Here is a 21257-nt window from a genome sequence, read left to right as displayed (position 1 = left end):
ATCAGAACCTTCGGAAGAGAGACGCAATGGCCGCCAGGCCGGCCAGAACTTCAAGACGACCCAGCACCATGAGCACAACTGTGATCCCGAGTGATACGGGCGATAAATCAGCCCAAGCGTGGTCAGGCGATAATTGATCATGCAACGGGCCGGCATTGGCAATAGCCGTGGCAGCGGCGCTCCATGCGCCTTCGAAGGGTTCGCCCGAAAGCGCCAGAAGGACGACCCCGATGGCCACCAGCCCGATATAGCCCAGTACAGTCGTCCAGAGTGCCAGCATGGCCGGGTTATCTGTTGTCCGCCCCCGGTATTTGACAGAAACGATACCTGACGGATGCGCCATGCGGGCCAGCTCGACCAATGCCGTGCGCGATAGAATGACCAGCCTTGATATTTTCAGCCCGCCTGCAGTGGAGGCGACGGCCCCGCCGACCATTGCCGCGAGAACCGCGGCAAGCGGAACATGCCCGGCAGAATTGGATGCCGTAAATCCGGCCGTAGAGACAACGAATATGGCATCGGCGACAACGTGATGCGCGCCGGTATCATGGGGCGTGCCGATATAGAAAAGCAGAGCCAACGCCGCGATTGTTGCGATCATGGCCAGTGGTTCAACGTCGAGCCGGGCCTCCCGGCGCGATATCAGATTGCGAAGATAGGCGATATTGGTCGCGCCGATAAAGGTCAGCCCTGCCATGACCAGAATGGCCAGTCCGCTGATCTGACCGTCCAGCGAACCGGAAGAAACGGTATACCCACCGGTTGAAATGCCGGAAAAGGCCAGACACAAGGCCTCGAATGCAGGTACGCCGGAGGCGAGAAGGCAAAGAAAACCGACCGCCGTGAGGCCACAATAAATCAGGGCAATTCGTTGTGCTGCAACATGCAGGTTGGAGAATATGTTTTCCTTGCTCACCGTCAGCAATATCGATTTTCGCAATTCGAGCCCGGCCTTGTCGAAGGCCGCCAGAACGCCGGCCGCGGTCAAAAGCGTCAGATATCCACCAATAAAGCTCAGCAGGCATCGCCAGAATATCAGTGTGTCGGGAATGCTTTCCGGGGCGATCAGAATGGCGCCTGTTGTTGTGAACGCCGAGAAGGATTCAAAAAGCGCTTCGAGATAATTCAATTCCGGCGACAGCAGCAAAAAGGGGACGATCAGGAAGACCGGCGTGAGAATCCATAGCGCCATCACATAGGCCGAGGCCTCGACGGCCCGCGCCACCAGCTTGACACCGGCCGATGCGGACCAGATCAGGCCGCCGGCAAATCCCAGCATTGCCGCAGTAATCATAAACGCCCTGGCGGCCAGCCATGACTGCGTCATCAGCGTCATTAAGGCTATGAGAAAAATAACGAACGCCAGCGCAGTCCATGTCTGACCCAATGGCCTGAGGAATCCGAGTGAGCGCATTGTGGCCTAGAAATAATCCAGACTGACGCGGAACAGGCGTTCGACCTTGGAGACGGCTGCTGATTCCGCGAACAACAGCATCCGATCGCCTTCCTTCACGATCGCCCCCTCCCCCGGCATGTAGATTTTTCCGGCCTGCACCAGTGCACCGATCGTCACATTGTCCGGCAATTCCAGATCATCGATGGACTTACCCAGAAGTGGTGATGTTGCGAGGATGACGCCTTCCAGCGCTTCGGCCAGACCGCCGGCAATGGACTGAAGCCCGGTAATCCGGCCCCGGCGGATATGCTGGAGGATCGTTGAAACCGTTGTCGTTCGCGGGTCGATAAACGCATCAACTTCCAGCGGTTCACGAAGGGATTCGAAGGCCTGCTCGTTCACCAGGCAGATAGACCGGCCGGTCCCTTCGCGCTTCGCCATGACCGACGTCAACAGGTTCACCTTGTCATCATTGGTCACGCAAACGACGAGTTCCGCGCGATCCGCTCCTGCCTCCCGCAGCAAATCCGGTGTCAGGCCATCACCATGAAGAACGACCGTTTTCTTGAGCTGATCTGCGGCAATCTCGGCGCGCTTCTTGTCCGCTTCGATGAGGCGCACCTTGACCCGGCCGATACGCTCCAGCGCCTGGGCGACATAAACCCCGATATTACCCGCGCCGATGATGACGACACGGCGCACCTTGTCGGTCTTCTGACCAAAGATCTGCAAAGCCCGCTCCAGCATGGACGGCTCGATGGAAATGTAAATTTCGTCCTCCGCGAGCAATGGATCGGCTACGGTCGGAATAAAGAGTTTGCCATCGCGATTGACGCCGCAAAGCGACAAGCGAAGATCAGGAAAAATCTCGCGAATCTGTTCTATCGAGGACCCGGCAACCGGGCTCTCCTCATCCATACGGATACCGAGCAATTGCACCCGGCCTCCGGCAAAAAGCGCCGTTGAAAAGGCGCCCGGTGTTTCGACTCGCTGGAGAATGGCTCGGCCCACTTCCAGTTCGGGTGAAATCACCACGTCAATCGGAAGATTGCCGGTTGAAAACAGGCCTCTCCAGGCCGGGTCCAGATAGGCTTGCGCCCTCACCCGGGCAATCCGCATCGGGGTCTTGAACAGTGAGTGCGCCACCTGGCAGGCGACCATGTTGGTTTCGTCAGAATGCGTCACGGCGACGATCAGCTCGGCATCTGCCGCCCCCGCCCGCTCAAGGGCTTCAGGGTGCGAGCCATGCCCGACAATGCCGCGCACATCGAGATCCGTCGTGATCTGGGAAATCAATTCCTGCGACCAGTCGACAACGGTGACCGCATTACCTTCACGGGAAAGGGCTTTGGCTATGCCATACCCAACGCGCCCGGCCCCACAAACGACAGCCTTCATGGCCTGTAATCCTTATTCGTCGGTGAGCTCGCCATCAGAGCGGGCCTCAGAGGTGTTTACCCCTAAAGACTTCAGCTTGCGATGCAAGGCCGAGCGCTCCATGCCGATAAAGGCGGCGGTCCTGGAAATGTTGCCACCAAAGCGGTTTATCTGTGATTTCAGGTATTCGCGCTCGAATTTCTCGCGCGCATCACGAAGCGGCAGAGCAATCATCCGCTCGGCATCAAAGCCACTATCATCGGTCTCACGTCCGGCAACCTCGGATGGTAACGAATCAAGCGTAATCGGCCCGTCTTCATTTCCGGAACTGAGAATTAAAAGGCGTTCCACATTATTGCGGAGCTGACGGACATTTCCCGGCCAGTCATGCGCCTGCAGGGCGGCCATCGCATCTTCACCGATCGCGCGCTTGGTCAGGCCGGAATAGCTGGTGATCCGGGACAGGAAGTGCTCCACCAGAAGCGGAATGTCCTCGCGCCGCTCCGACAATCCGGGAACATCGACCGGGACAACTGCCAGGCGGTGATAGAGATCCTCACGGAACAGACCGGCAGATATGTGATCGCGCAGGTTTCGGGATGAGGATGAAATCACGCGCACATTGATCTTGACGTCTGCGCCGCCGCCCAGACGGCGGAAGCTGGAATCGACCAGCATTCTCAGAAGCTTGTTCTGCGTTGCCACCGGCATATCGCCGATTTCGTCGAAGAATAGCGTGCCGCCGTGCGCGCGTTCCAGAAGACCGATTTGTGAAACAAGACCCTGATCTGTTTCCGAGCCGAACAATTCTTCCTCGACACGGTCCGGCTCCATCCCCGCGGCATTGACGGCAATGAATGGCGCTTTGGCCCGGGGTGACTTTGCATGGATCAGGCGGGCCACGACTTCCTTGCCGCTGCCGGCCGGACCAGAAATCAGAACCCGGCTATTGGTGGGGCCAACGCGATCGATCATTTGCCGCAGTTGCGAAATCGGACCGGATTTCCCAACCAGTTCAGGCTCACCCGGCCCCCTCGCCCTGAGTTCGGCGTTTTCCCGGCGGAGTTGGCTGGCTTCCATAGCCCGCTCGATTGTCAGAATGAGTTTATCGCTCTTGAACGGCTTCTCGATGAAATCGTACGCTCCCTTGCGGATCGCCGCGACAGCCGTTTCGATCGTGCCATGGCCCGAAATGACGATGACCGGCAATTCCGGGTCGACTTTCTTCATTTCGCCCAGCAATTCGATTCCGTCGAGCCGGCTGCCTTGCAGCCAGACGTCAAGAATGACCAGTGATGGTTTGCGGGTGCGGATAGCCGCCAGCGCGTCGTCGGCATTTGCCGCCTCGCGGGCCTGATAGCCTTCATCTTCGAGCAATCCGGAAACCAGATCGCGGATATCTTCTTCATCATCTACGATGAGGATGTCGTTCGCCATGTCTCACACCTGGGCATTTTCTGTTTCCAAAGCGATATCCGGGCCATTCTGGTCCGAAACCGGAAATTTCAATCGTACGATGGCGCCGATACCGTCGCCCGGCTGGTCAAGTTCAAGACGGCCGCGATGGTCTTCCATTACGCGTTTGACGATGGCGAGGCCGAGACCGGTTCCTTTTTCGCGGGTCGTCATATACGGCTCGGTCAGGCGTTCCCGGTTGGCCAAAGGCCAACCCAGCCCATTGTCCTGAATTGTTATTTCAGCGAATCCATCCGCCTTCTTCAGGGTCAGTTGAATACGCCCCGTCTGTTTGGTGCCGGCCATGGAATCCATCCGGGCCGTGACGCTCTCGGCTGCGTTCTTGACGATATTGGTGAGCGCCTGTGCCGCCAGCCGCTCGTCGCAATCCGCCCGCACGTCATTGTCCGGATGTGTAAATTCGATGACCACCGAAGGGCTGGCAACCCGTTGAGCAAATACAACATTCTGGATCAGTTCCGTCATGCCGACCGGTTCGATTTTCGGCTGGGGCATGCGGGCGAAAGACGAGAACTCATCAACCATGCGGCCGATATCGCTCACCTGACGCACAATGGTGGACACACATTTATCGAACGTCTCGACATCCTCTTCTGGTACCTGCTTGCGATAGCGGCGCTGCAAGCGCTCTGCGGACAACTGGATAGGCGTGAGCGGGTTCTTGATTTCATGCGCGATCCGGCGCGCGACATCGCGCCAGGCGGCGCTACGCTGGGCGGCAACCAGCCGGCTGACATCATCGAATGTCAGAATCAGACCGGCATCCGGATCCAGACCTGCGCGGACATTCAGGCTGATCGGGCGTTCTTCGTCCTCGGACAATTCAATCTGCGAACTGGCGATATCCCCGGGACGCTGACGCGCCTGAATGGCGACGCTTTCCAGCTCCGGAGAAACGACAGCCAGTTTTTGCCCCACCAATGCGTCTTCATTCCGGCCAAGCAGGTCGCAGGCCGGCCGGTTGGCGAGTGTAATGCGATCCTGATCGTCAATCCGGATAACGCCCGCGCTGATCCCGGACAAAACCGCTTCGGTAAAGGCCCGGCGATTTTCGGACTGGCTGTGTGCCATCACCAGTTCGCGGCGTTGCCCGCGGAGCTGCCGTGTCATGCGGTTGAACGCCCGGCCCAGAGTGGCGATTTCGTCGTCTTCGCGTTTGACGTCGACGCGGGTATCAAGATTGCCCTGCCGCACCTGTTCGGCCGCTCGCACCAGTTCTGCCACAGGCCGGACAACGCGTGTGGCGGCCGATAGCGCCAGCCAGATTGCCCCGAGCAAAATCAGGAAGGCTGTCTCCAGATAGACCAGCACAAATACCAGACGCGTTTCCGCTTCGCTTTGTGTCGCCGACCGGTAATCATCAAGCGCTCCCTGCGCTCTCAACAACAGGGAGAGGTCGACATCGAGCGTTACATAGAGAAAGGCGTCCTCATAGGCCGGCAGCAGCAGGAGGCCTCGCAAGGCCGGCTCTGTGCCGGACGTCTGTTCCGGATCCGAAACACCCAGATCCCCGTCCCGCGCCAGCTGGTATAATCGCTCCGACGGGCTGATATAGGCCGGTGAGCCGGAATCCTCCGCCCGCACTAGAATGTCGCCATTGCTATCAACGAGATAGGCTGACTGAAATCCGCGAACGATCGCCTGACGCCGGAAGTAGGAGGTATAGGTTTCAGGGTCTTGGGAAAAAGCGGCCACCGGCTCCGCGCCGCTGATGTCAAACGCCATGAGCTGGATTTCATTCAGGGCTTGCTGGGATTGCTGCTCCACGATGACGGCTGCCGTGTCCGCGGCAGATTCCACCAGCGTGTTCACCCGTTCGCCGAACCAGTATTCCACACCGCGCGTCAGGATGCCGCCCAGAAACAAGGCCATCAGAATGGCGGGCGCAGCCGCTGCGAGCGAGAACATGGCGATGAAGCGAAGATGCAGCCTCGGCGCGGGTTCTCCGTATCTGCGGCCGGCAAAACGGCGCGCGACCCGGAATCCCACCAGCCCGGCCAGGCCGCCCAGAAGGATGAGGTTTGCGAGCAGGAGGTAAACGAGATTACGCCGTCCGGGGAATGTCTGATCATCTCCGAATATCAGAACGAATGCGGCCAAGATGATGATGGCGGTTGCCATTGCCACGCCTGCCCAAAGCGCAGCGACCACCGCACGCGGCAAGTTGACGGTTTCAGGCAGAACCGAAGTAGAAGGATCGCTGTTCTCAGCCGACATTTGCCGGAGTTTCGTCGAGTTGTTGCTGAAAATCAACGCCCTTGTGTCGTTCCGGACACAGCTCGGTCAGGCGGCGACGCACGCCTCACTTCCAAGCCGCGACAGGCGATCGAAGACGCAAGCCGGGTCATTTGTCTGACACAGCATTTTGCGCAATCCGGGACTACCACCAAATTCGATGCCGGCAAAGGCGGCGAGATGCTTTCGCATCATCCTCAGGCCGATATGGTCGCCATAGAAAGAAAGGGAGTGATCGAGTTGATGTTGTATGGACGTCAACTTCTCGGCGATGGAGATAGCCTGCGGCTGGCCAGCGAGTGCCGCATCGAGTTCCGCTATCAGCCAGGGCCGGCCTTCAGCCGCGCGCCCCACCATGACAAGGTCTGCGCCGGATTGGGCGAGCGCAGAGCGAGCCGATTCAATATCGGTGATGTCACCATTCACAACCACCGGGATCGAAACAGCAGAGGTGACGTCGCGGACGCGTCCCCAGTCGGCCTGACCGTTGTAGAATTGTTGCCGCGTGCGGCCATGCACCGTCACCATTTTGACGCCAGCCGCCTCGGCCCGGGACGCGAGTTCCGCAGCGTTCAGGCTGTCATGATCCCACCCAAGGCGCATTTTCAACGTCACTGGCACGTTGACGGCCGACAGGGTTGCTTCGATCAGGCTCATGGCATGATCCAGATCGCGCATCAGGGCGGAACCGGACAGGCCATTGGTCACCTTGCGGGCCGGGCAACCCATATTGATGTCGATGATATCAGCGCCCTCACCCTCGGCAATCTTCGCGGCCTCGAACATCCATCTGGCTTCCCGCCCGGCAAGCTGTAGGATTTTCAGGCCCGAACCAACATCCATGGCCGCCTTTTCCCAGGCCTGCTTGCCGCCAGTCACCAATTCCTCGCTGGCCACCATTTCGCTGACGACCAGCGATGCGCCAAAGGCGCGGGCCTGCGCTCTGAACGGCAGATCCGTCACGCCAGACATCGGCGCCAGCATGGCGCCTGCATCAATCTGGTGGGAACCAATCTGAATCATCTATCCGGTGCTTCGCTGCTGGCCTAAAAAGTTGGCGGAACCTATAGAGTAGGCTCCTGAATCGCAAGCCGGGACCGGGAGCGACCGTGTCACATCCAAAGACTGCTGCCTTGATTGTTGCTGCCGGGCGTGGACACCGGGCGGGAGGTGGCTTGCCGAAACAATATCGTGATCTTGATGGCGAGCCGGTTCTGAGCCGGACCCTCCGCGCTTTTCATCAACACCCCCGGATTGATATGATCAGGGTCGTGATCCACCCCGACGATCAGGAATTATTCGATCAAGTGAATCAGGAATTCGCTGCATCCTGTTGTTATGGTGGCGATACCCGCAGTCAGTCTGTGCACAACGGCCTTCGAGCATTGCGCTCTGAAAAACCGGATCATGTGCTCGTTCATGATGCTGCGCGCCCCTTTGTCCCGGACGATCTCATTGACCGCCTTTGCCAGGCCCTGGATCAAGGTGAGGCCGCTGTGCCGGGGCTGCCGATCACGGATGCGGTGTTCAGCCGGGGTGGCGACCAGATTGCTGCCGGCATTGATCGCGATACCCTTGTGCGCGTGCAGACACCACAAGCTTTTCATTTCGAGAAACTGATGTCTGCATTTGATGCGTCCAAAGCGGGTATAGCCTATCCGGATGAAGCCAGTCTGGCGCGATCCGGCGGTATCCCCGTGCAGATCGTTGACGGTGACGCCGCCAATATCAAACTGACCTTCGCTGAGGATTTCCAGATGCCCGTTTTCCATCGCCAGATGATCACTGTCAGCGGGACCGGATATGATGTGCACCGGCTTGGACCGGGCGATGGTATCTGGCTTTGCGGGGTTAAAATCCCCTGCCCGTTTGATCTTATTGGCCATTCGGATGCCGATGTTGGCCTTCATGCCCTGGTCGATGCTCTGCTGGGTGCCATTGGTGCGGGGGATATCGGGCAGCATTTCCCACCCTCGGACCCCCAGTGGAAAGGTGCCGCGTCCTCGGCATTTGTCGACCACGCCGTCTCATTGGCCCGCAAAGCCGGGTCCGTACCGGTTCATGCCGACATCACGCTTGTCTGCGAAAAGCCCAAAATCGGCCCGCATCGCGACGCCATGAAGGCCCGTGTCGCCGACCTGCTGGGACTGTGCCAAACATCGGTGAATATCAAGGCAACCACTACAGAAGGGTTGGGGTTTGCCGGTCGCGGTGAAGGCATTGCGGCACACGCCATTGTCACGGTGAAACGTCATGAATGATCTTGAAGCCGAAATTTCAGCCCTTGCGATCCGTCTGGTCGAAGCCGCGAGATCGGGAAATCTTCGTCTGGCGACGGCTGAAAGCTGCACGGGCGGACTTGTCGGCGGCGCGATCACACGCGTGCCGGGCTCCTCTGATGCCTTTGATCGCGGCTACATCTCCTATTCGAATGCCGCGAAAATCGACAGTCTGGGCGTTGATCCCGACCTAATCGCCGAATTTGGAGCGGTTTCGGAATCCGTGGCCCGGGAAATGGCGCTGGGCGCTTTGTCAGAATCCGGTGCGGACATCGCGGTATCGATCACCGGCATTGCCGGGCCCGGTGGCAGCGATTTCAAGCCCGCAGGCCTTGTCTGGTTTGGCTTGGCAACCTCCCGCGGTCTGATTGAAACGCTGGAGACAAATCTGGGCGATATTGGCCGGGATAATGTGCGGCAGGCCGCGGTCAGGCAGGCGCTGGTCTTGCTTCTGTCCGGCGTTGAACGGAGCTAGACTGACCTATCCGGCATTGCCCACAACTGGATACCGGCGGTCGGCTTCAGACACAAACAGACCGATCATCATTTGAACGGCGCGTTGCTTGTTCGCCCGGACCAGCATGTCCAGCACCATATTGTTGAACTGAAACTCCAGTTCAAAATCAATGGCGGTCGAACCATCTTCACGTTCAGACATTTGCCAGACATTGCGCAGAACGTGGAATGGCCCCTCCACAAGATTGACCGACACGCGCAGTGCGGTCGGGTCCGCCACAACCCGCGTCACAAAACGCTCCCGGGCAATTCTATATCGCGCAACGGCTTCGGCGACGAATACACGACTTTCGCCCCGTGTTTCCTGCGCGAGAATGCGAAGTGTCGTCAGATAGGGAATGAATTCAGGATATCGCTCGACATCGGAGACCAGCTCAAAGACATCGGATGGCGCATGGCGCACCCGCAAGCGTTCCGAATGCCGGGTAATCATCTGCCCGCAAGCGCAGCATCCCGCGCGGCCCGAAGGCGCACGAAATCGCCTCCGGCGTGATAGCTGGACCGCGTCAACGGCGTCGCCGACACCATCAGGAAGCCTTTGGCGCGGGCAATCGTTTCATAGGCTTTGAATTCGGCCGGCTCCACAAAGCGCTGAACCGACGCGTGTTTTCGCGTTGGTTGCAGATACTGGCCGATGGTGAGGAAATCGATGCCGGCGGACCGCATATCGTCCATCACCTGCATCACCTCTTCCTTGCTTTCACCCAGGCCCACCATCAGGCCGGACTTGGTGAATTGTGCCGGATCACGTTCCTTGACGCGCTCCAGCAGCCGCAAGGAGTGATAATAGCGCGCGCCCGGGCGTATCGAGAGATAGAGCCGCGGCACGGTTTCCAGATTATGATTAAAAACGTCCGGCTGCGCATCAATCACCGTGTCGATAGCGCCATCCTTGCGGAGGAAGTCCGGTGTCAGGATCTCGATTGTCGTCCCGGGCGAAGCCTTGCGAATGGCGTTGATGACATCAACAAAGTGCTGCGCACCGCCATCCTCGAGGTCATCGCGGTCCACCGAGGTGATGACGACGTGCTTGAGCCCCATCTTCACGACGGCTTCGCCGATACGGTTGGCTTCATCGTGGTCGACGGCTTGCGGCAATCCGGTCTTCACATTGCAGAACGCGCAAGCCCGGGTGCAGGTATCGCCGAGGATCATGAACGTGGCGTGTTTTTGCGTCCAGCATTCCCCGATATTCGGACAGCCGGCTTCCTCGCAGACGGTGATCAGGTTGTTGTCTTTGACGATTTTCCGGGTTTCGGCGTAGTCGCCGCCCACGGGCGCTTTCACGCGAATCCAGTCCGGCTTGCGCAGGACCGGATTATCCGGGCGATGCTGCTTTTCGGGGTGGCGGGGCTTCTGTTCGCCCGCGAGAGTATCAATAAGGTTCGCCATTGCGGCGCAACATGGCGCTAGTTGCGGGCGGCTTCAAGCGCCGCCCGCAATTTGTTTTCACACAGCATCAGCTTCAGGAGAAGGCCGGACCGGCGCGACTGGCTCATCCTTGCTGCCAAACGCGGCCAGAACCCAGGAACCCAGACCGATCCAGGACAGGATCACCCCGGAAATGACGGCCAGTGGCGGTACAATCCAGAGCGCCGACGCCAGAATGAGTATGACGAACATACCCAGCAATCTGAGGCCAAGGCCAGGATCATTCCGTCCGGTGCGCGCAAGGATCAGATCGCCCACAGCGATCGCACCCAGCGGGTAGGCCAGAATGATCACGAACAGACCAAAGACCCACCAGAACGGGATCAGCACGATGCCCACGACCGTGACAGTGAGCAGAACCGTGACGGCCATCATCAGCATGAGCCATCCCATCGGGAGAAGCAGCAAGCCCAGCAATGGTGCAAGCAGTGGCTGGCGGCGGAATTTACGGCTCAGGCGCGCAACGCCACGCGGCATCAACAAAAGCGCAATCAGCCCGAGCAGAAGCGCAAACCCGACGCCGGCGACGGCGAAAAACTCGCCGCCCGGAAGAATATCAAAATCGATATTGACGCCATCAAACTGGTCACCGTCCCAATCGAAATCGAGCTCGCGGAAAGTGTATTCAATGTCGTTTGCCATGACGGCATCTGGCGAAATCTCTGCCGGATTTGGACCGGAATATTCAATCCGACCGTTGATGATGGCACCCGGTTCAATGACCAGATGCTCGGCTTCGATATCAATATTTCCGTCAATGCGTCCGGATATAATGACCTCTTCGGCGAGCGCATCCAGATTGCCGAGAATTCGGCCTCTGAGCGTGATGTTCTGGCCCGTCAGGTCCGCCGATCCATTAACGGTGGACGATTCCAGCAATTCAAGGGCACCGACAGCCGTATCCAGATTGCCTTCGATCACGCCTTCATAACGCACATAGCCAGCCGCAAACTCTGCGTCGCCGCCGATATCCATATCGACCTCAACGGATCCACCTGCGAACTCGCCGTCTCCGGCCGCACGTCCCGCTGCCGTCACACTGCCGCCAGCAATCCGGATATCGCCACCGACTTCAACATCAACCTCGATGCTGCCACCGTAGACTGCAAAATCCTCACCGATCCGGCCGGAAATTTCAGCCGAGCCGGCGATGACCTTGAGGTCGCCGTCGCGATCTATGTTCTGGAATTCGACATGGCCGCCAAATGTCTGCGCCATCGCGCCGGACGTAAGTGATGCAGCCAGCCCTGCTGCAAGAAAAAGTGATCGAATGAACATCATTACCTCCGTTCGCCCCCCGGCGTTACGTTTGGGTGCGAATAGGGATTAGCGGTTATAGGGTTCCAACAGATCGTCGCAGTCACGACCATTGATTTCTGCATAAGTGACGCCCGTTTGCGGCGCACCATTCTCGAAAACCGGGGCTTCGTCTGCGAAGACAGTCAGGCCATTGGCCAAGACCGCGTCCCGGCCAATTGCCACCCGACGGGCGCAAACAGCACTGCCGGCACCAATCGCGCCATTAATGCGAACACGCTGATGACTATTATCGGACGACCAGCTCCACCCCCTGCGGGAATAAGCAATTGCAATTAGACGGCCCTCGATCCGGCCCTCTATATCAATCGAGATGCCAACAAGATCGGCGTCGCCATCCATTTCGCCGTAGACATTCAGGTCGCTGCCCGCAATCGAAAGATCGCCGGCAATGCGGCTGTCTGTCGCGATATCAATATCGCTGCCTGCAACATCCAGGTCACCGCCAATACGGCCATCCACCTCGACATCACTTCCGGCAATCGACAGATTGCCAACCGCCGAGCCGCTCCATTCCACGTCGCTGCCGGCAATATCGACATCTCCACCGGCCGAACCGAACCACTCGACATCGCTGCCCGCGATACTGGCATCCCGTCCGACACTACCGTCAAATGAGATGTCTGACCCGACGAGCGACATGCCCTCGCCGATATCCGCCGAGACATCCAGATCGGAGCCGACAACCGAGAGCCCGCCGCCAATGCGGCCGCGAATGGTCATGTCACTCCCCAACAGGCTGACATCACCATCCTGATCGAACTGGTGCACGCCATTGGAACGATCGTGATGATCACTATCCACGTGAATCGATGCGGCCGCGCTATTGCTGCAGCCTGCCATGATCAGAGCGCCAGAAGACACGCTCACGGCAAGAAAAATTCTCATGCCCGAAAACTCCAGACTCGAAGGGCCGAACTGTTTGACCCGTCACGCTCCCCAGCGATGGAATTCTCTTAGCATATCGAAATTCGATATGAAAGCGATTTTTCGTTAATCGATAAATCTTTGACACTTCAACAGCTGACAATGCGGCAAGTGAACGGAATTTCGGGCTTTTCAGAAACGCATTGTGCCCCTAACGTCCGCGTCAACGATATGACAAGCGCGCCAACGCGTGACACGGGGAGAATATAATGACCGACGGGAAACCCGCGGACGGAAATACAGCGATTGATCATAACAATCGTGAGTCTGATATTCCGGCTGCAGACGCGCTTGATGCCGTCACGGAAACCGGGGCCGATGCTGCCGATCTCACTTCCACCGGCATAGCTCCGGATAGTACAGCGCCGACAAACCCCGACAGTGATGAGGACGCGGAGGTCGACACATCGTCCTGGCCGGTGCTTGAGGGTGCCCCCTTCAAGCTTTCGCGCGCCCGCCGCTCTGTGCTGCAGGCGATGATGAGAGCCAAGGCGAAAGTCGGCGGAAAGTCGGTTGCGATCATCGACGCTGACGGGCGCAAATTTGATTACAACGAAATTCTGCGGGCATCGTTCGGGTTGGGTTCGGCCCTTTCGCGGCTAACAGAAAAAGGCGAAAAAGTCGCCGTTCTCCTGCCGACCGGCGCCGGTGCCGGCATCGCCTTCTTTGCCCTGAACGCCTATGGCCGCATTCCGGCCATGCTGAACTTCACGGCGGGGCCAAAGGCGATCAAAGCGGCCTGCCGCGCGGCTCAGGCGACGAAAATTGTAACGGCGCACAAATTCATTGAACTGGGCGCACTGGAAGAACTGGAACGCCATCTCGCCGAAGATCACGAGATGATCTACCTGGAGGACGTTCGCGAGACGATCGGGCTGGGTGACAAGGTGCGTGCGCTTCTGGGACCCGTTTTCCCTGATCTGGTCGCCACCCGTGTCAGTCCGGATGATACGGCCGTTATCCTCTTTACTTCCGGCACGGAGGGCGATCCGAAAGGCGTGGCGTTGAGCCATCAGAACCTGGTGGCCAATGTCGAACAGGCGCGTGCGCATGTCGATATTTACCCCACCGACATCGTCTTCAACTCGTTGCCGACATTTCACAGTTTCGGCCTGACCGGCGGACTGCTATTGCCCCTGCTTGTGGGTATTCCGGCCGTCCTGCATCCCAGCCCCTTGCAGGGCAAGACCATTATGGAGCGGGTTCGTAAAACCAGAGCGACGGTGCTTTTTGCGACCGACACCTTCCTGAACCAGTATGCCCGTGTGGCGGAAAAAGGTGATTTTGACAGCCTTCGCTTTGTTCTTTGCGGGGCCGAGCGCGTAAAGGACGAAACGCGCACAATGGTCCGGCGCGAATTCGATCTGATGATCCTCGAAGGATATGGGGCCACCGAGGCCTCGCCCGTTATTGCCGTCAATCAGCCCGAGAGAAACAAGCCCGGCTCGGTGGGACGGATGATTCCCGGCATGTCGGCCCGGCTGGAGCCGGTTGAGGGAATCGAGGAAGGTGGACGCCTTCATGTGAAGGGCCCGAATGTGATGCAAGGCTATATTTTTGCGGACCAGCCTGGCGTGATTCATCCGCCAAAGGATGGCTGGCATGATACCGGCGACATTGTCAGCTTTGATGAAGAGGATTGTGTCCAGATCCGTGGACGCCAGAAGCGCTTTGCCAAGATCGGCGGAGAAATGGTGTCACTGGCGGTCGTTGAAAATATCGCCACGTCACTCTGGCCGGATTGTCTGCATGCTGCGGTCACCCTGCCCGACCCCCGAAAAGGCGAACAGGTCGTAATCGTGACCGAATACGCCAACGCTGAGCGTAGCGATATGGTCGCCTTTGCCCGCAGTCACGGCATTGCAGAGCTATCGATTCCAAAACGGGTGATCCCGGTCTCCGAGATCCCCGTCCTGGGCACTGGCAAGATCAACTATGTTGCCGTCGAGAAACTTGCCAAAGGCGGCGACTAGTCGTCGTCGCGGCAACGCTCGCGCTCGCGCATGACAAAGCTGATGTTGGACGCGTCGAACCCGGCTGCGTAGTCGGGCTCTTCATCGGCATGGATGGTCAGCGGTCCATTAACCTCGGCACCGTCTCGGAAGCGGACTTCGTGGGCGCAGATCGTACCGCCGGCATTCAGAATGCCGGAAATCTCGATTTCGCTGCGATCGCGGCGGCGGAAAATGCCTTCCCGGTTATTGCCTTCAAAATCGACCGCCTCGTCGGCGCGTCCGGAAAATTCCATGTCGCCGAAACGGACAGACAGGCCGGACATGGCGTGACCGGCAAAATCCATGGCCCCGACCGCTATCTCCACATCACCGGTAAAGACCGATGCGGAATAGACATCAATGGCCCCGCCGGAAATATCGCTGCGGCCCGTCACGGTGAGATTGATATCAACCGCACCGCCGCTGATTTCTGCATTGCCGCCCACAGAGCCACGAATATCGACCGCGCCGCCGCTGATTTCCAGATCATCGCCGATTTCTGCATTGACCTCGACAGCCGCACCCGAAACTTCCAGATCGCCGCCGAATGAGCCCGTGACGTCCACGGTCGCGCCGGAAAAGTCGCCATCGCCGGAAACATCGCCGGAATAGTCCACCGTGATACCGGACATGGAGACGTTCTGGCTCTGCGCCAGCGCCGGAGATGCAGCGAGAACGGCCGCAGATGCGGCCAACAGATAGATTGATTTATGCATTTCAAGCTCCCTCTGGGATTAAAAAGAGAGCCCCTTCCAATGGGCAATCTTGTTGTTTTTGGTGATGGGTGCAACCAGCATTTACCTCAGCCGCGGGAAATGCGTTCGCAATCACGCCCGTTCAGCGGCTCGAAGTCATAGCTGCCCGTCCAGTCCGGGCGGTCGTGCGCGATGATGGTGAGCGGCCCGGTAATCCGTGCATTTCGGTGAATATCGACCTGGCTGGCACAGATATAACCGCCCTGCTCCAGCACACCTGAAATAACGACACGGCCATTGCGGCCTTCGCGGCCACCGCCGACGACATATATGGGCGATGTAAACCGGCCCTCGAGATTGAAGCGCGCGCCCAGGGCTTCCAGTTCGCCCAGCACTTCGCCATCAATCGTGGCCCGTGCACCCATCACCTCCATCCGGCCGCCGAAACGGCCATTCAGATACATGGTTGCACCGGCTATCTCGGTGTCTCCCGCCACGCTCCCGGTAAAGCGTATCTGGGCACCTTCAATGTTCAGATTGCCGCCCACGCGCGCATCGGAGACGACATTGGCCCCGGCGAGCGACAGATTGTTCCCAATGTCGCCGCCCGCATCGACAAACATGCCCGCATATTCGGCGCTGCCTGTGGCATCGATATCGCCGGCGGCCACCAGACCGGCCCGGTCAAAGGACCGGTTTTCAGCAGGACCATGGCTGGAATAACTGCAACCCGCCAACGCGGTGGCCGCTGCCGTCATCATCAGAATTGCCTTCATCACCTGTCTCCCTGTACCGGCCCGCCATGGGCCTTTGCTGAAGAGATGCAGGTCAGAACGCGATTGGATGCAGGTCAGTCAGAATCGCTGAATACGGTCGAGACATTTGCGAAGCTTTGCCGGGTGGAACGAAGATTCGAGAGCGGCAGAAAACGACCAAAAAGCTTGACCACCAGGGCCGATATCAGCCCGCCAATCGACGATACAATCGCCCCGATAACTGCGCTGATCAGCGATCCCGTGATCAAACCCTGTACGCCGTGAACCGGTTGTCCGTTCCAGTTTACCGTATCCATGCCCAATAGCGCGAGCACCGCGAGCACGGCACCGAAGAGCAGCCAGAACGCCAGAGACGTCCAGAAGAAAATCCTGAATAACGAACCGAATGTGAGATCGCCCGCGGAGATATTTGTTTCGTAGGCCATTCTTGTCCCCCCTGTCAGCCGTCAGATATGCAGGACCCGGTCATAGGCATCGAGCACGCTCTCATGCATCATCTCGGAGAGCGTCGGGTGCGGGAAGATGGCGTGCATCAATTCCTGCTCGGTGGTCTCGAGCACCTTGCCGACCATGAAGCCCTGTATGAGTTCGGTGACTTCGGCCCCGACCATGTGCGCGCCCAGCAATTCACCGGTTTTGGCGTCGAACACGGTCTTGATAAGGCCCTGATCCTCGCCCAGCGCAATCGCCTTGCCATTGCCGACAAAGGGGAAGCGGCCGACTTTGACATCATGCCCCGCCTCTTTCGCCTTGGCCTCGGTCAGGCCGACGGAGGCGATTTGCGGATGGCAATAGGTGCAGCCGGGTATGTTGGAGGTGTCCATGGCGTGCGGATTTTTGCCCGCGATTTTTTCGACGCAGATAATGCCTTCATGGCTGGCCTTGTGAGCCAGCCAGGGCGGGCCGGCGACATCACCGATGGCGTAGAGGCCTTTGACATTGGTCGCACCATAACCGTCGATGACGATATGGCCGCGCTCGACTTTTACACCGAGATCCTCGAGGCCGAGATTTTCGACATTACCGGTGATGCCGATGGCGAGGATGACTTTCTCGACTTCGATGGTCTGGCTCTTGCCGTCGCTGGTCTTGATCGACGCCTTGACCGACTTTGCGCCCTTGTCGAGCTTTTCGACCTGCGCGCCGGGAATGAGCTTCATCCCCTGCTTCTTGAACTGCTTGGCGGCAAAGGCGGAGATTTCATCATCCTCGACTGGCAGGACGCGGTCCATCATCTCGACGACCGTTACATCCGCGCCCATGGTCTTGTAGAAGCTGGCGAACTCGATGCCGATCGCGCCCGATCCGATGACGAGGAGAGATTTCGGCATCTCCTCCGGCACCATGGCCTCGCGATAGGTCCAGATCTGCTTGCCGTCCCGCTCGAGGCCGGCCTGCGGCACCGTGCGGGCGCGAGCACCGGTGGCGAGGATGACGTTTTTGGCTTCGTAGGACGTATCTTTCTTGTCCTTGCCGGTGACGATGACTTTCGGTGCCGCGCTGCCCTTTTCCAGGCGCGCCGTGCCTTCGATCACGGTGATCTTGTTCTTTTTCATCAGCATACCGACACCGCCGGAGAGGCGTCCCGCAACCTTCCGCGAGCGCTCGACCACCTTCTTGATGTCAAAGGAGATATCCTTGGCCGACAGGCCGAACTCGTCGGCGCGGTGCATCAGGTGATATATCTCGGAGGTGCGCAGCAGCGCCTTGGTCGGGATGCAGCCCCAGTTGAGGCAGATACCGCCCAGCTGATCACGTTCGACAATAGCGGCTTTCAGGCCCAGCTGGGCCGCACGAATGGCGGTCACATAGCCGCCCGGACCACTGCCAATCACGATGAGGTCAAATTGCTCGGCCATGCGGGATAACTCCTTGTACCAACACGCTTTGGTTTGACGGCTGGCCTGGAAAAAATCAATGCTTCAAACGCAAACCGGGTTTGCAGATCCGCAATGTCAGGCCATGGTGCCGCAAGACAGAGGGAGACCAACATGACGATCAAGGCCTTGCGCACACCGGAAGAGCGGTTTGCCAATCTGAAAGACTGGAAATACGCACCGAATTATATCGATGATCTGCCGGGCTATGAGGGCCTGCGCATGCATTATGTCGATGAGGGGCCAAAGGATGCGCCCGTCTTCCTGTGCCTGCATGGCGAACCGAGCTGGGCCTATCTCTACCGCAAGATGATTCCGGTTTTCCTCGAAGCCGGCTGCCGCGTCGTCGCGCCGGATTTCTTCGGCTTCGGCCGATCCGACAAGCCGGCGAAGGATGAGGACTACACCTTCCACTTTCACCGCAATTCCCTGAAAGCCTTCATCGAATACATGGACCTGAAAGATGTCTGCCTGGTCTGTCAGGACTGGGGCGGGCTGCTCGGCCTGTCGGTGCCGATGGATTATCCAGACCGCTTTACGCGCCTTCTGGTCATGAATACCGGACTGGGCGTCGGCAAGGATCCGGGTCCGGGCTTCATGGCCTGGCGCGACTATGTTGCGACCAATCCGGAGTTCAATGTCGGTGATCTGATGATGCGGGCCACGCCGATCCTTGATGAGGACGAGGTTGCGGCCTATCAGGCCCCCTTCCCCGATCCGTCCTATATGGGTGGCGTACGGCGTTTCCCGATGCTGGTGCAGATCTCGCCGGACATGGAAGGCGTGGACACGAATCTGAAAGCCGCCCAATTCTGGAATCAGGACTGGTCCGGCGACAGCTTCATGGCCATCGGCATGCAGGACCCGGTGCTGGGCCCGCCCGCCATGCGCGCACTGCAAAAACTGATCAAGGGCTGTCCGGAGCCGATGGAAATCGAGGATGGCGGGCATTTCGTACAGGAATGGGGCGAGCCGATCGCGAAAGCGGCGGTGAAGAAATTCGGATTGTAGCCGCTGACTTTTCTTCCGTCATTCCCCGACTTGTCCGGGCAATCTGCGATAGTTTCAGATCCCCCGAATAAATCGGGGGATGACGGAACACTCATAATCGTTTCGCAATCACCGCCCGTTCATGCCCGGCATCTCCGGTATTCACGACGCCCCTGCGTTCGATCATCATGATCTCGGCATAGGGCAAGGCGACAGGCCGGTGTTGCAGGCCGGCGGGAACGACATAGATCTCGCCCTCATCCAGGACAACATCGTCCCGGGCTTCGAGTTCCAACCTCAACCGGCCTTTGGTGACGAGGAAGAATTCATCTTCATCATCATGTTTGTGCCAGACGAACTCGCCTTCGACCTTGGCAATCTTCACATCATAATTGTCCAGACCGGCGATGATTTTCGGCGACCATCGTTCGTCGAACAGGGCGTGTTTTTCGGTGATCGAGACTTTGGTTTTCATCTGAATTCCATTCTGCGTCACAAACCGGGGTGCCCGACCCAGGCATCCATCAATTCAGACAAGAAGGACCCTCGTGTCCTCCGCTTTCGCGAGGGCAGGCAAGCCCGAGTGACCCGGATGAAACAGACTACATCAGCATCGTCATCGGATCTTCGATGAAGCCCTTGAAGGCCGCGATCCAGCGGGCGCCCGTTGCGCCATCCACGACACGGTGATCGCAGGTCAGCGTGACCGTCATCACGGTCGCCTTGGCCAGCGCACCATCCTTGACCACCGGGCGTTCCTCGCCCGCGCCGATGGACAGAATCATGCCCTGTGGCGGGTTGAGGATGGAGGCGAAGGATTTGATGCCCATCATGCCGAGATTGGAGAGCGAGAAGGTTCCGCCCTGGAACTCTTCCGGTTTCAGCTTTCGTTCTTTCGCCCGGGCGGCGAGGTCCTTCATCTCGGTCGAGATTTGTGCGAGCCCCTTGGCGTCCGCGTCAAAAATGATCGGCGTAATCAGTCCACCTTCAATGGCCACGGCCACCGAGACATCGGCATGCTTGTGGCGGGCGATACGGCCATCCTCGATCCACGAAGAATTGGCTTCCGGCACACGTTTCAGGGCGAGACCGGACGCCTTGATCAATATGTCATTGACCGAGATTTTCACGCCGTCCGGCGCTTTGTCATTCACCTGCTTGCGGAAAGACAGCAGCGCATCGAGTTCGCAATCGACGGTCAGCGGGAAGTGCGGGACATCGCGGAAGCTGTCGGTCAGGCGTTTGGCCGAAATCTTTGTGATGCCATCGGCTTTTTCGACCGTGTAGCGATCCTCGGAAATGCCATAGCGCGCCAGTGGGGCGTCCTCGCTGATGTCCTTTGGCGCAGCCTGGGCGGCGGCCTTCGGCGCATCGGACTTTGCTGGCGAGGCTTTGCCTTCAAAGCTTTCAATGTCGCGCTTGACGATACGGCCATTGGGTCCGGAGCCGTCAACGTCCTTTAGATTAATGCCGGCCTGTTCGGCCATGCGTTTGGCCAGCGGGGAGGCCTTGATGCGATCCCCCCCTCCGCTCGCTACGCGACCACCTCCCCCGTGAACGGGGGAGGAAACCTGTTCGGCGCTTGCTTTTCCTCCCCCGCTTGCGGGGGAGGTGTCTGAGGACTTGTCCGAAGACGGAGGGGGGGAATCCTCATTGTTCTCGTCCTTGTCAGACGACACATCCGGTCCGCCTTCGGGCGAATAATCCTTGAGGGCGCTCTTGTCCTCGCCGTCTTCCAGAAGCAGGGCGATGACGGCATTGACCTTCACGCCTTCGGTGCCGTCGGACACGAGAATCTTGCCGACCACGCCTTCATCGACGGCTTCGACTTCCATCGTAGCCTTGTCGGTTTCGATTTCCGCCAGCAGGTCGCCGGAGCTGACCGTATCGCCCTCTTTCACCAGCCATTTCGAGAGTGTGCCCTCTTCCATGGTGGGTGACAGGGCGGGCATGAGGATTTCAATCGGCATT

19 protein-coding genes are annotated in these 21257 nt (G+C 58.7%); 4 read left to right on the top strand and 15 right to left on the bottom strand.

The window, feature by feature from the left end:
* Nucleotide 1 precedes the first annotated feature (1 nt).
* The 5 genes from HXX25_RS04750 to dusB all read right to left on the bottom strand — a co-directional run bounded on the left by HXX25_RS04750 (nucleotide 2) and on the right by dusB (nucleotide 7507).
* Nucleotides 2-1327 (bottom strand): TrkH family potassium uptake protein, encoded by a 1326-nt coding sequence (locus HXX25_RS04750; RefSeq protein WP_187167362.1) that lies wholly within the window; start codon nucleotides 1325-1327, stop codon nucleotides 2-4.
* Between the two features lie 93 nt (nucleotides 1328-1420).
* Nucleotides 1421-2794 (bottom strand): Trk system potassium transporter TrkA, encoded by a 1374-nt coding sequence (gene trkA, locus HXX25_RS04745; RefSeq protein ID WP_187167361.1) that lies wholly within the window; start codon nucleotides 2792-2794, stop codon nucleotides 1421-1423.
* A 12-nt stretch (nucleotides 2795-2806) separates the two neighbouring features.
* Nucleotides 2807-4210: a sigma-54 dependent transcriptional regulator gene (locus HXX25_RS04740; RefSeq protein WP_187167360.1), complete on the bottom strand. Its 1404-nt coding sequence runs from the start codon at nucleotides 4208-4210 to the stop codon at nucleotides 2807-2809.
* 3 nt (nucleotides 4211-4213) lie between these two features.
* Complete coding sequence (locus HXX25_RS04735; protein ID WP_233346887.1) at nucleotides 4214-6370, bottom strand: PAS domain-containing sensor histidine kinase; 2157 nt, start codon at nucleotides 6368-6370, stop codon at nucleotides 4214-4216.
* A 162-nt stretch (nucleotides 6371-6532) separates the two neighbouring features.
* Nucleotides 6533-7507 (bottom strand): tRNA dihydrouridine synthase DusB, encoded by a 975-nt coding sequence (gene dusB / locus HXX25_RS04730; protein ID WP_187167358.1) that lies wholly within the window; start codon nucleotides 7505-7507, stop codon nucleotides 6533-6535.
* Nucleotides 7508-7593: 86 nt separating this feature from the next.
* On the opposite strand from dusB, the gene HXX25_RS04725 reads away from it, so the two are divergent.
* Nucleotides 7594-8745, top strand: a complete 1152-nt coding sequence (locus HXX25_RS04725) for a bifunctional 2-C-methyl-D-erythritol 4-phosphate cytidylyltransferase/2-C-methyl-D-erythritol 2,4-cyclodiphosphate synthase (RefSeq protein WP_233346885.1) — start codon at nucleotides 7594-7596, stop codon at nucleotides 8743-8745.
* Nucleotides 8738-9238, top strand: a complete 501-nt coding sequence (locus HXX25_RS04720; RefSeq protein ID WP_187167357.1) for a CinA family protein — start codon at nucleotides 8738-8740, stop codon at nucleotides 9236-9238. The genes HXX25_RS04725 and HXX25_RS04720 overlap by 8 nt, the downstream gene beginning before the upstream one ends.
* Nucleotides 9239-9244: 6 nt before the next feature.
* On the opposite strand, the gene HXX25_RS04715 is transcribed toward HXX25_RS04720, so the two are convergent.
* The 4 genes from HXX25_RS04715 to HXX25_RS04700 are packed head-to-tail and all read right to left on the bottom strand — an operon-like array spanning nucleotide 9245 to nucleotide 12915.
* Nucleotides 9245-9712 carry a type II toxin-antitoxin system RatA family toxin gene (locus tag HXX25_RS04715; RefSeq protein ID WP_187167356.1) on the bottom strand — a complete coding sequence of 156 codons (468 nt, stop codon included), beginning with the start codon at nucleotides 9710-9712 and terminating at the stop codon, nucleotides 9245-9247.
* Complete coding sequence (lipA, locus tag HXX25_RS04710) at nucleotides 9709-10671, bottom strand: lipoyl synthase (RefSeq protein ID WP_187167355.1); 963 nt, start codon at nucleotides 10669-10671, stop codon at nucleotides 9709-9711. Before lipA ends, HXX25_RS04715 begins: the two co-directional genes overlap by 4 nt.
* Before the next feature lie 57 nt (nucleotides 10672-10728).
* Nucleotides 10729-11991 (bottom strand): polymer-forming cytoskeletal protein, encoded by a 1263-nt coding sequence (locus HXX25_RS04705; RefSeq protein WP_187167354.1) that lies wholly within the window; start codon nucleotides 11989-11991, stop codon nucleotides 10729-10731.
* A 45-nt stretch (nucleotides 11992-12036) separates the two neighbouring features.
* The gene (locus tag HXX25_RS04700; protein ID WP_187167353.1) at nucleotides 12037-12915 is read right to left on the bottom strand and encodes a hypothetical protein; all 879 of its coding nucleotides are present in this window, start codon (nucleotides 12913-12915) and stop codon (nucleotides 12037-12039) included.
* 248 nt (nucleotides 12916-13163) lie between these two features.
* Between HXX25_RS04700 and HXX25_RS04695 the strand changes: the two genes are divergently transcribed.
* A complete protein-coding gene (locus HXX25_RS04695) occupies nucleotides 13164-14927 on the top strand; it encodes an AMP-binding protein (RefSeq protein WP_187167352.1) in 1764 nt (587 codons plus the stop codon).
* Here the strand turns inward: HXX25_RS04695 and HXX25_RS04690 are convergent.
* The 4 genes from HXX25_RS04690 to lpdA all read right to left on the bottom strand — a co-directional run bounded on the left by HXX25_RS04690 (nucleotide 14924) and on the right by lpdA (nucleotide 18278).
* Nucleotides 14924-15664, bottom strand: coding sequence for a hypothetical protein (locus HXX25_RS04690; protein ID WP_187167351.1), 741 nt, complete (start codon nucleotides 15662-15664; stop codon nucleotides 14924-14926). The two genes, HXX25_RS04695 and HXX25_RS04690, sit on opposite strands and share 4 nt — an antisense overlap.
* Nucleotides 15665-15750: 86 nt before the next feature.
* Nucleotides 15751-16419 carry a hypothetical protein gene (locus HXX25_RS04685; RefSeq protein WP_187167350.1) on the bottom strand — a complete coding sequence of 223 codons (669 nt, stop codon included), beginning with the start codon at nucleotides 16417-16419 and terminating at the stop codon, nucleotides 15751-15753.
* 74 nt (nucleotides 16420-16493) lie between these two features.
* Nucleotides 16494-16844, bottom strand: a complete 351-nt coding sequence (locus HXX25_RS04680; protein ID WP_187167349.1) for a hypothetical protein — start codon at nucleotides 16842-16844, stop codon at nucleotides 16494-16496.
* A gap of 21 nt (nucleotides 16845-16865) precedes the next feature.
* On the bottom strand, nucleotides 16866-18278 hold the full coding sequence (lpdA, locus tag HXX25_RS04675; RefSeq protein WP_187167348.1) for a dihydrolipoyl dehydrogenase: 1413 nt from the start codon (nucleotides 18276-18278) through the stop codon (nucleotides 16866-16868).
* Between the two features lie 132 nt (nucleotides 18279-18410).
* On the opposite strand from lpdA, the gene HXX25_RS04670 reads away from it, so the two are divergent.
* The gene (locus tag HXX25_RS04670; protein WP_187167347.1) at nucleotides 18411-19307 is read left to right on the top strand and encodes a haloalkane dehalogenase; all 897 of its coding nucleotides are present in this window, start codon (nucleotides 18411-18413) and stop codon (nucleotides 19305-19307) included.
* A gap of 91 nt (nucleotides 19308-19398) precedes the next feature.
* Here the strand turns inward: HXX25_RS04670 and HXX25_RS04665 are convergent, their stop codons facing one another.
* Nucleotides 19399-19761, bottom strand: coding sequence for a cupin domain-containing protein (locus HXX25_RS04665; protein ID WP_187167346.1), 363 nt, complete (start codon nucleotides 19759-19761; stop codon nucleotides 19399-19401).
* A 127-nt stretch (nucleotides 19762-19888) separates the two neighbouring features.
* The gene (locus HXX25_RS04660) at nucleotides 19889-21256 is read right to left on the bottom strand and encodes a pyruvate dehydrogenase complex dihydrolipoamide acetyltransferase (RefSeq protein ID WP_187167345.1); all 1368 of its coding nucleotides are present in this window, start codon (nucleotides 21254-21256) and stop codon (nucleotides 19889-19891) included.
* Between the last annotated feature and the right edge of the window lies 1 nt (nucleotide 21257).

Origin of the sequence: Hyphobacterium sp. CCMP332 (assembly GCF_014323565.1) — a bacterium.
Classification (GTDB): domain Bacteria; phylum Pseudomonadota; class Alphaproteobacteria; order Caulobacterales; family Maricaulaceae; genus Hyphobacterium.
The sequence above is the reverse complement of the archived record's forward strand: the minus strand, read 5'-3'. Positions and strand labels throughout refer to the sequence as shown.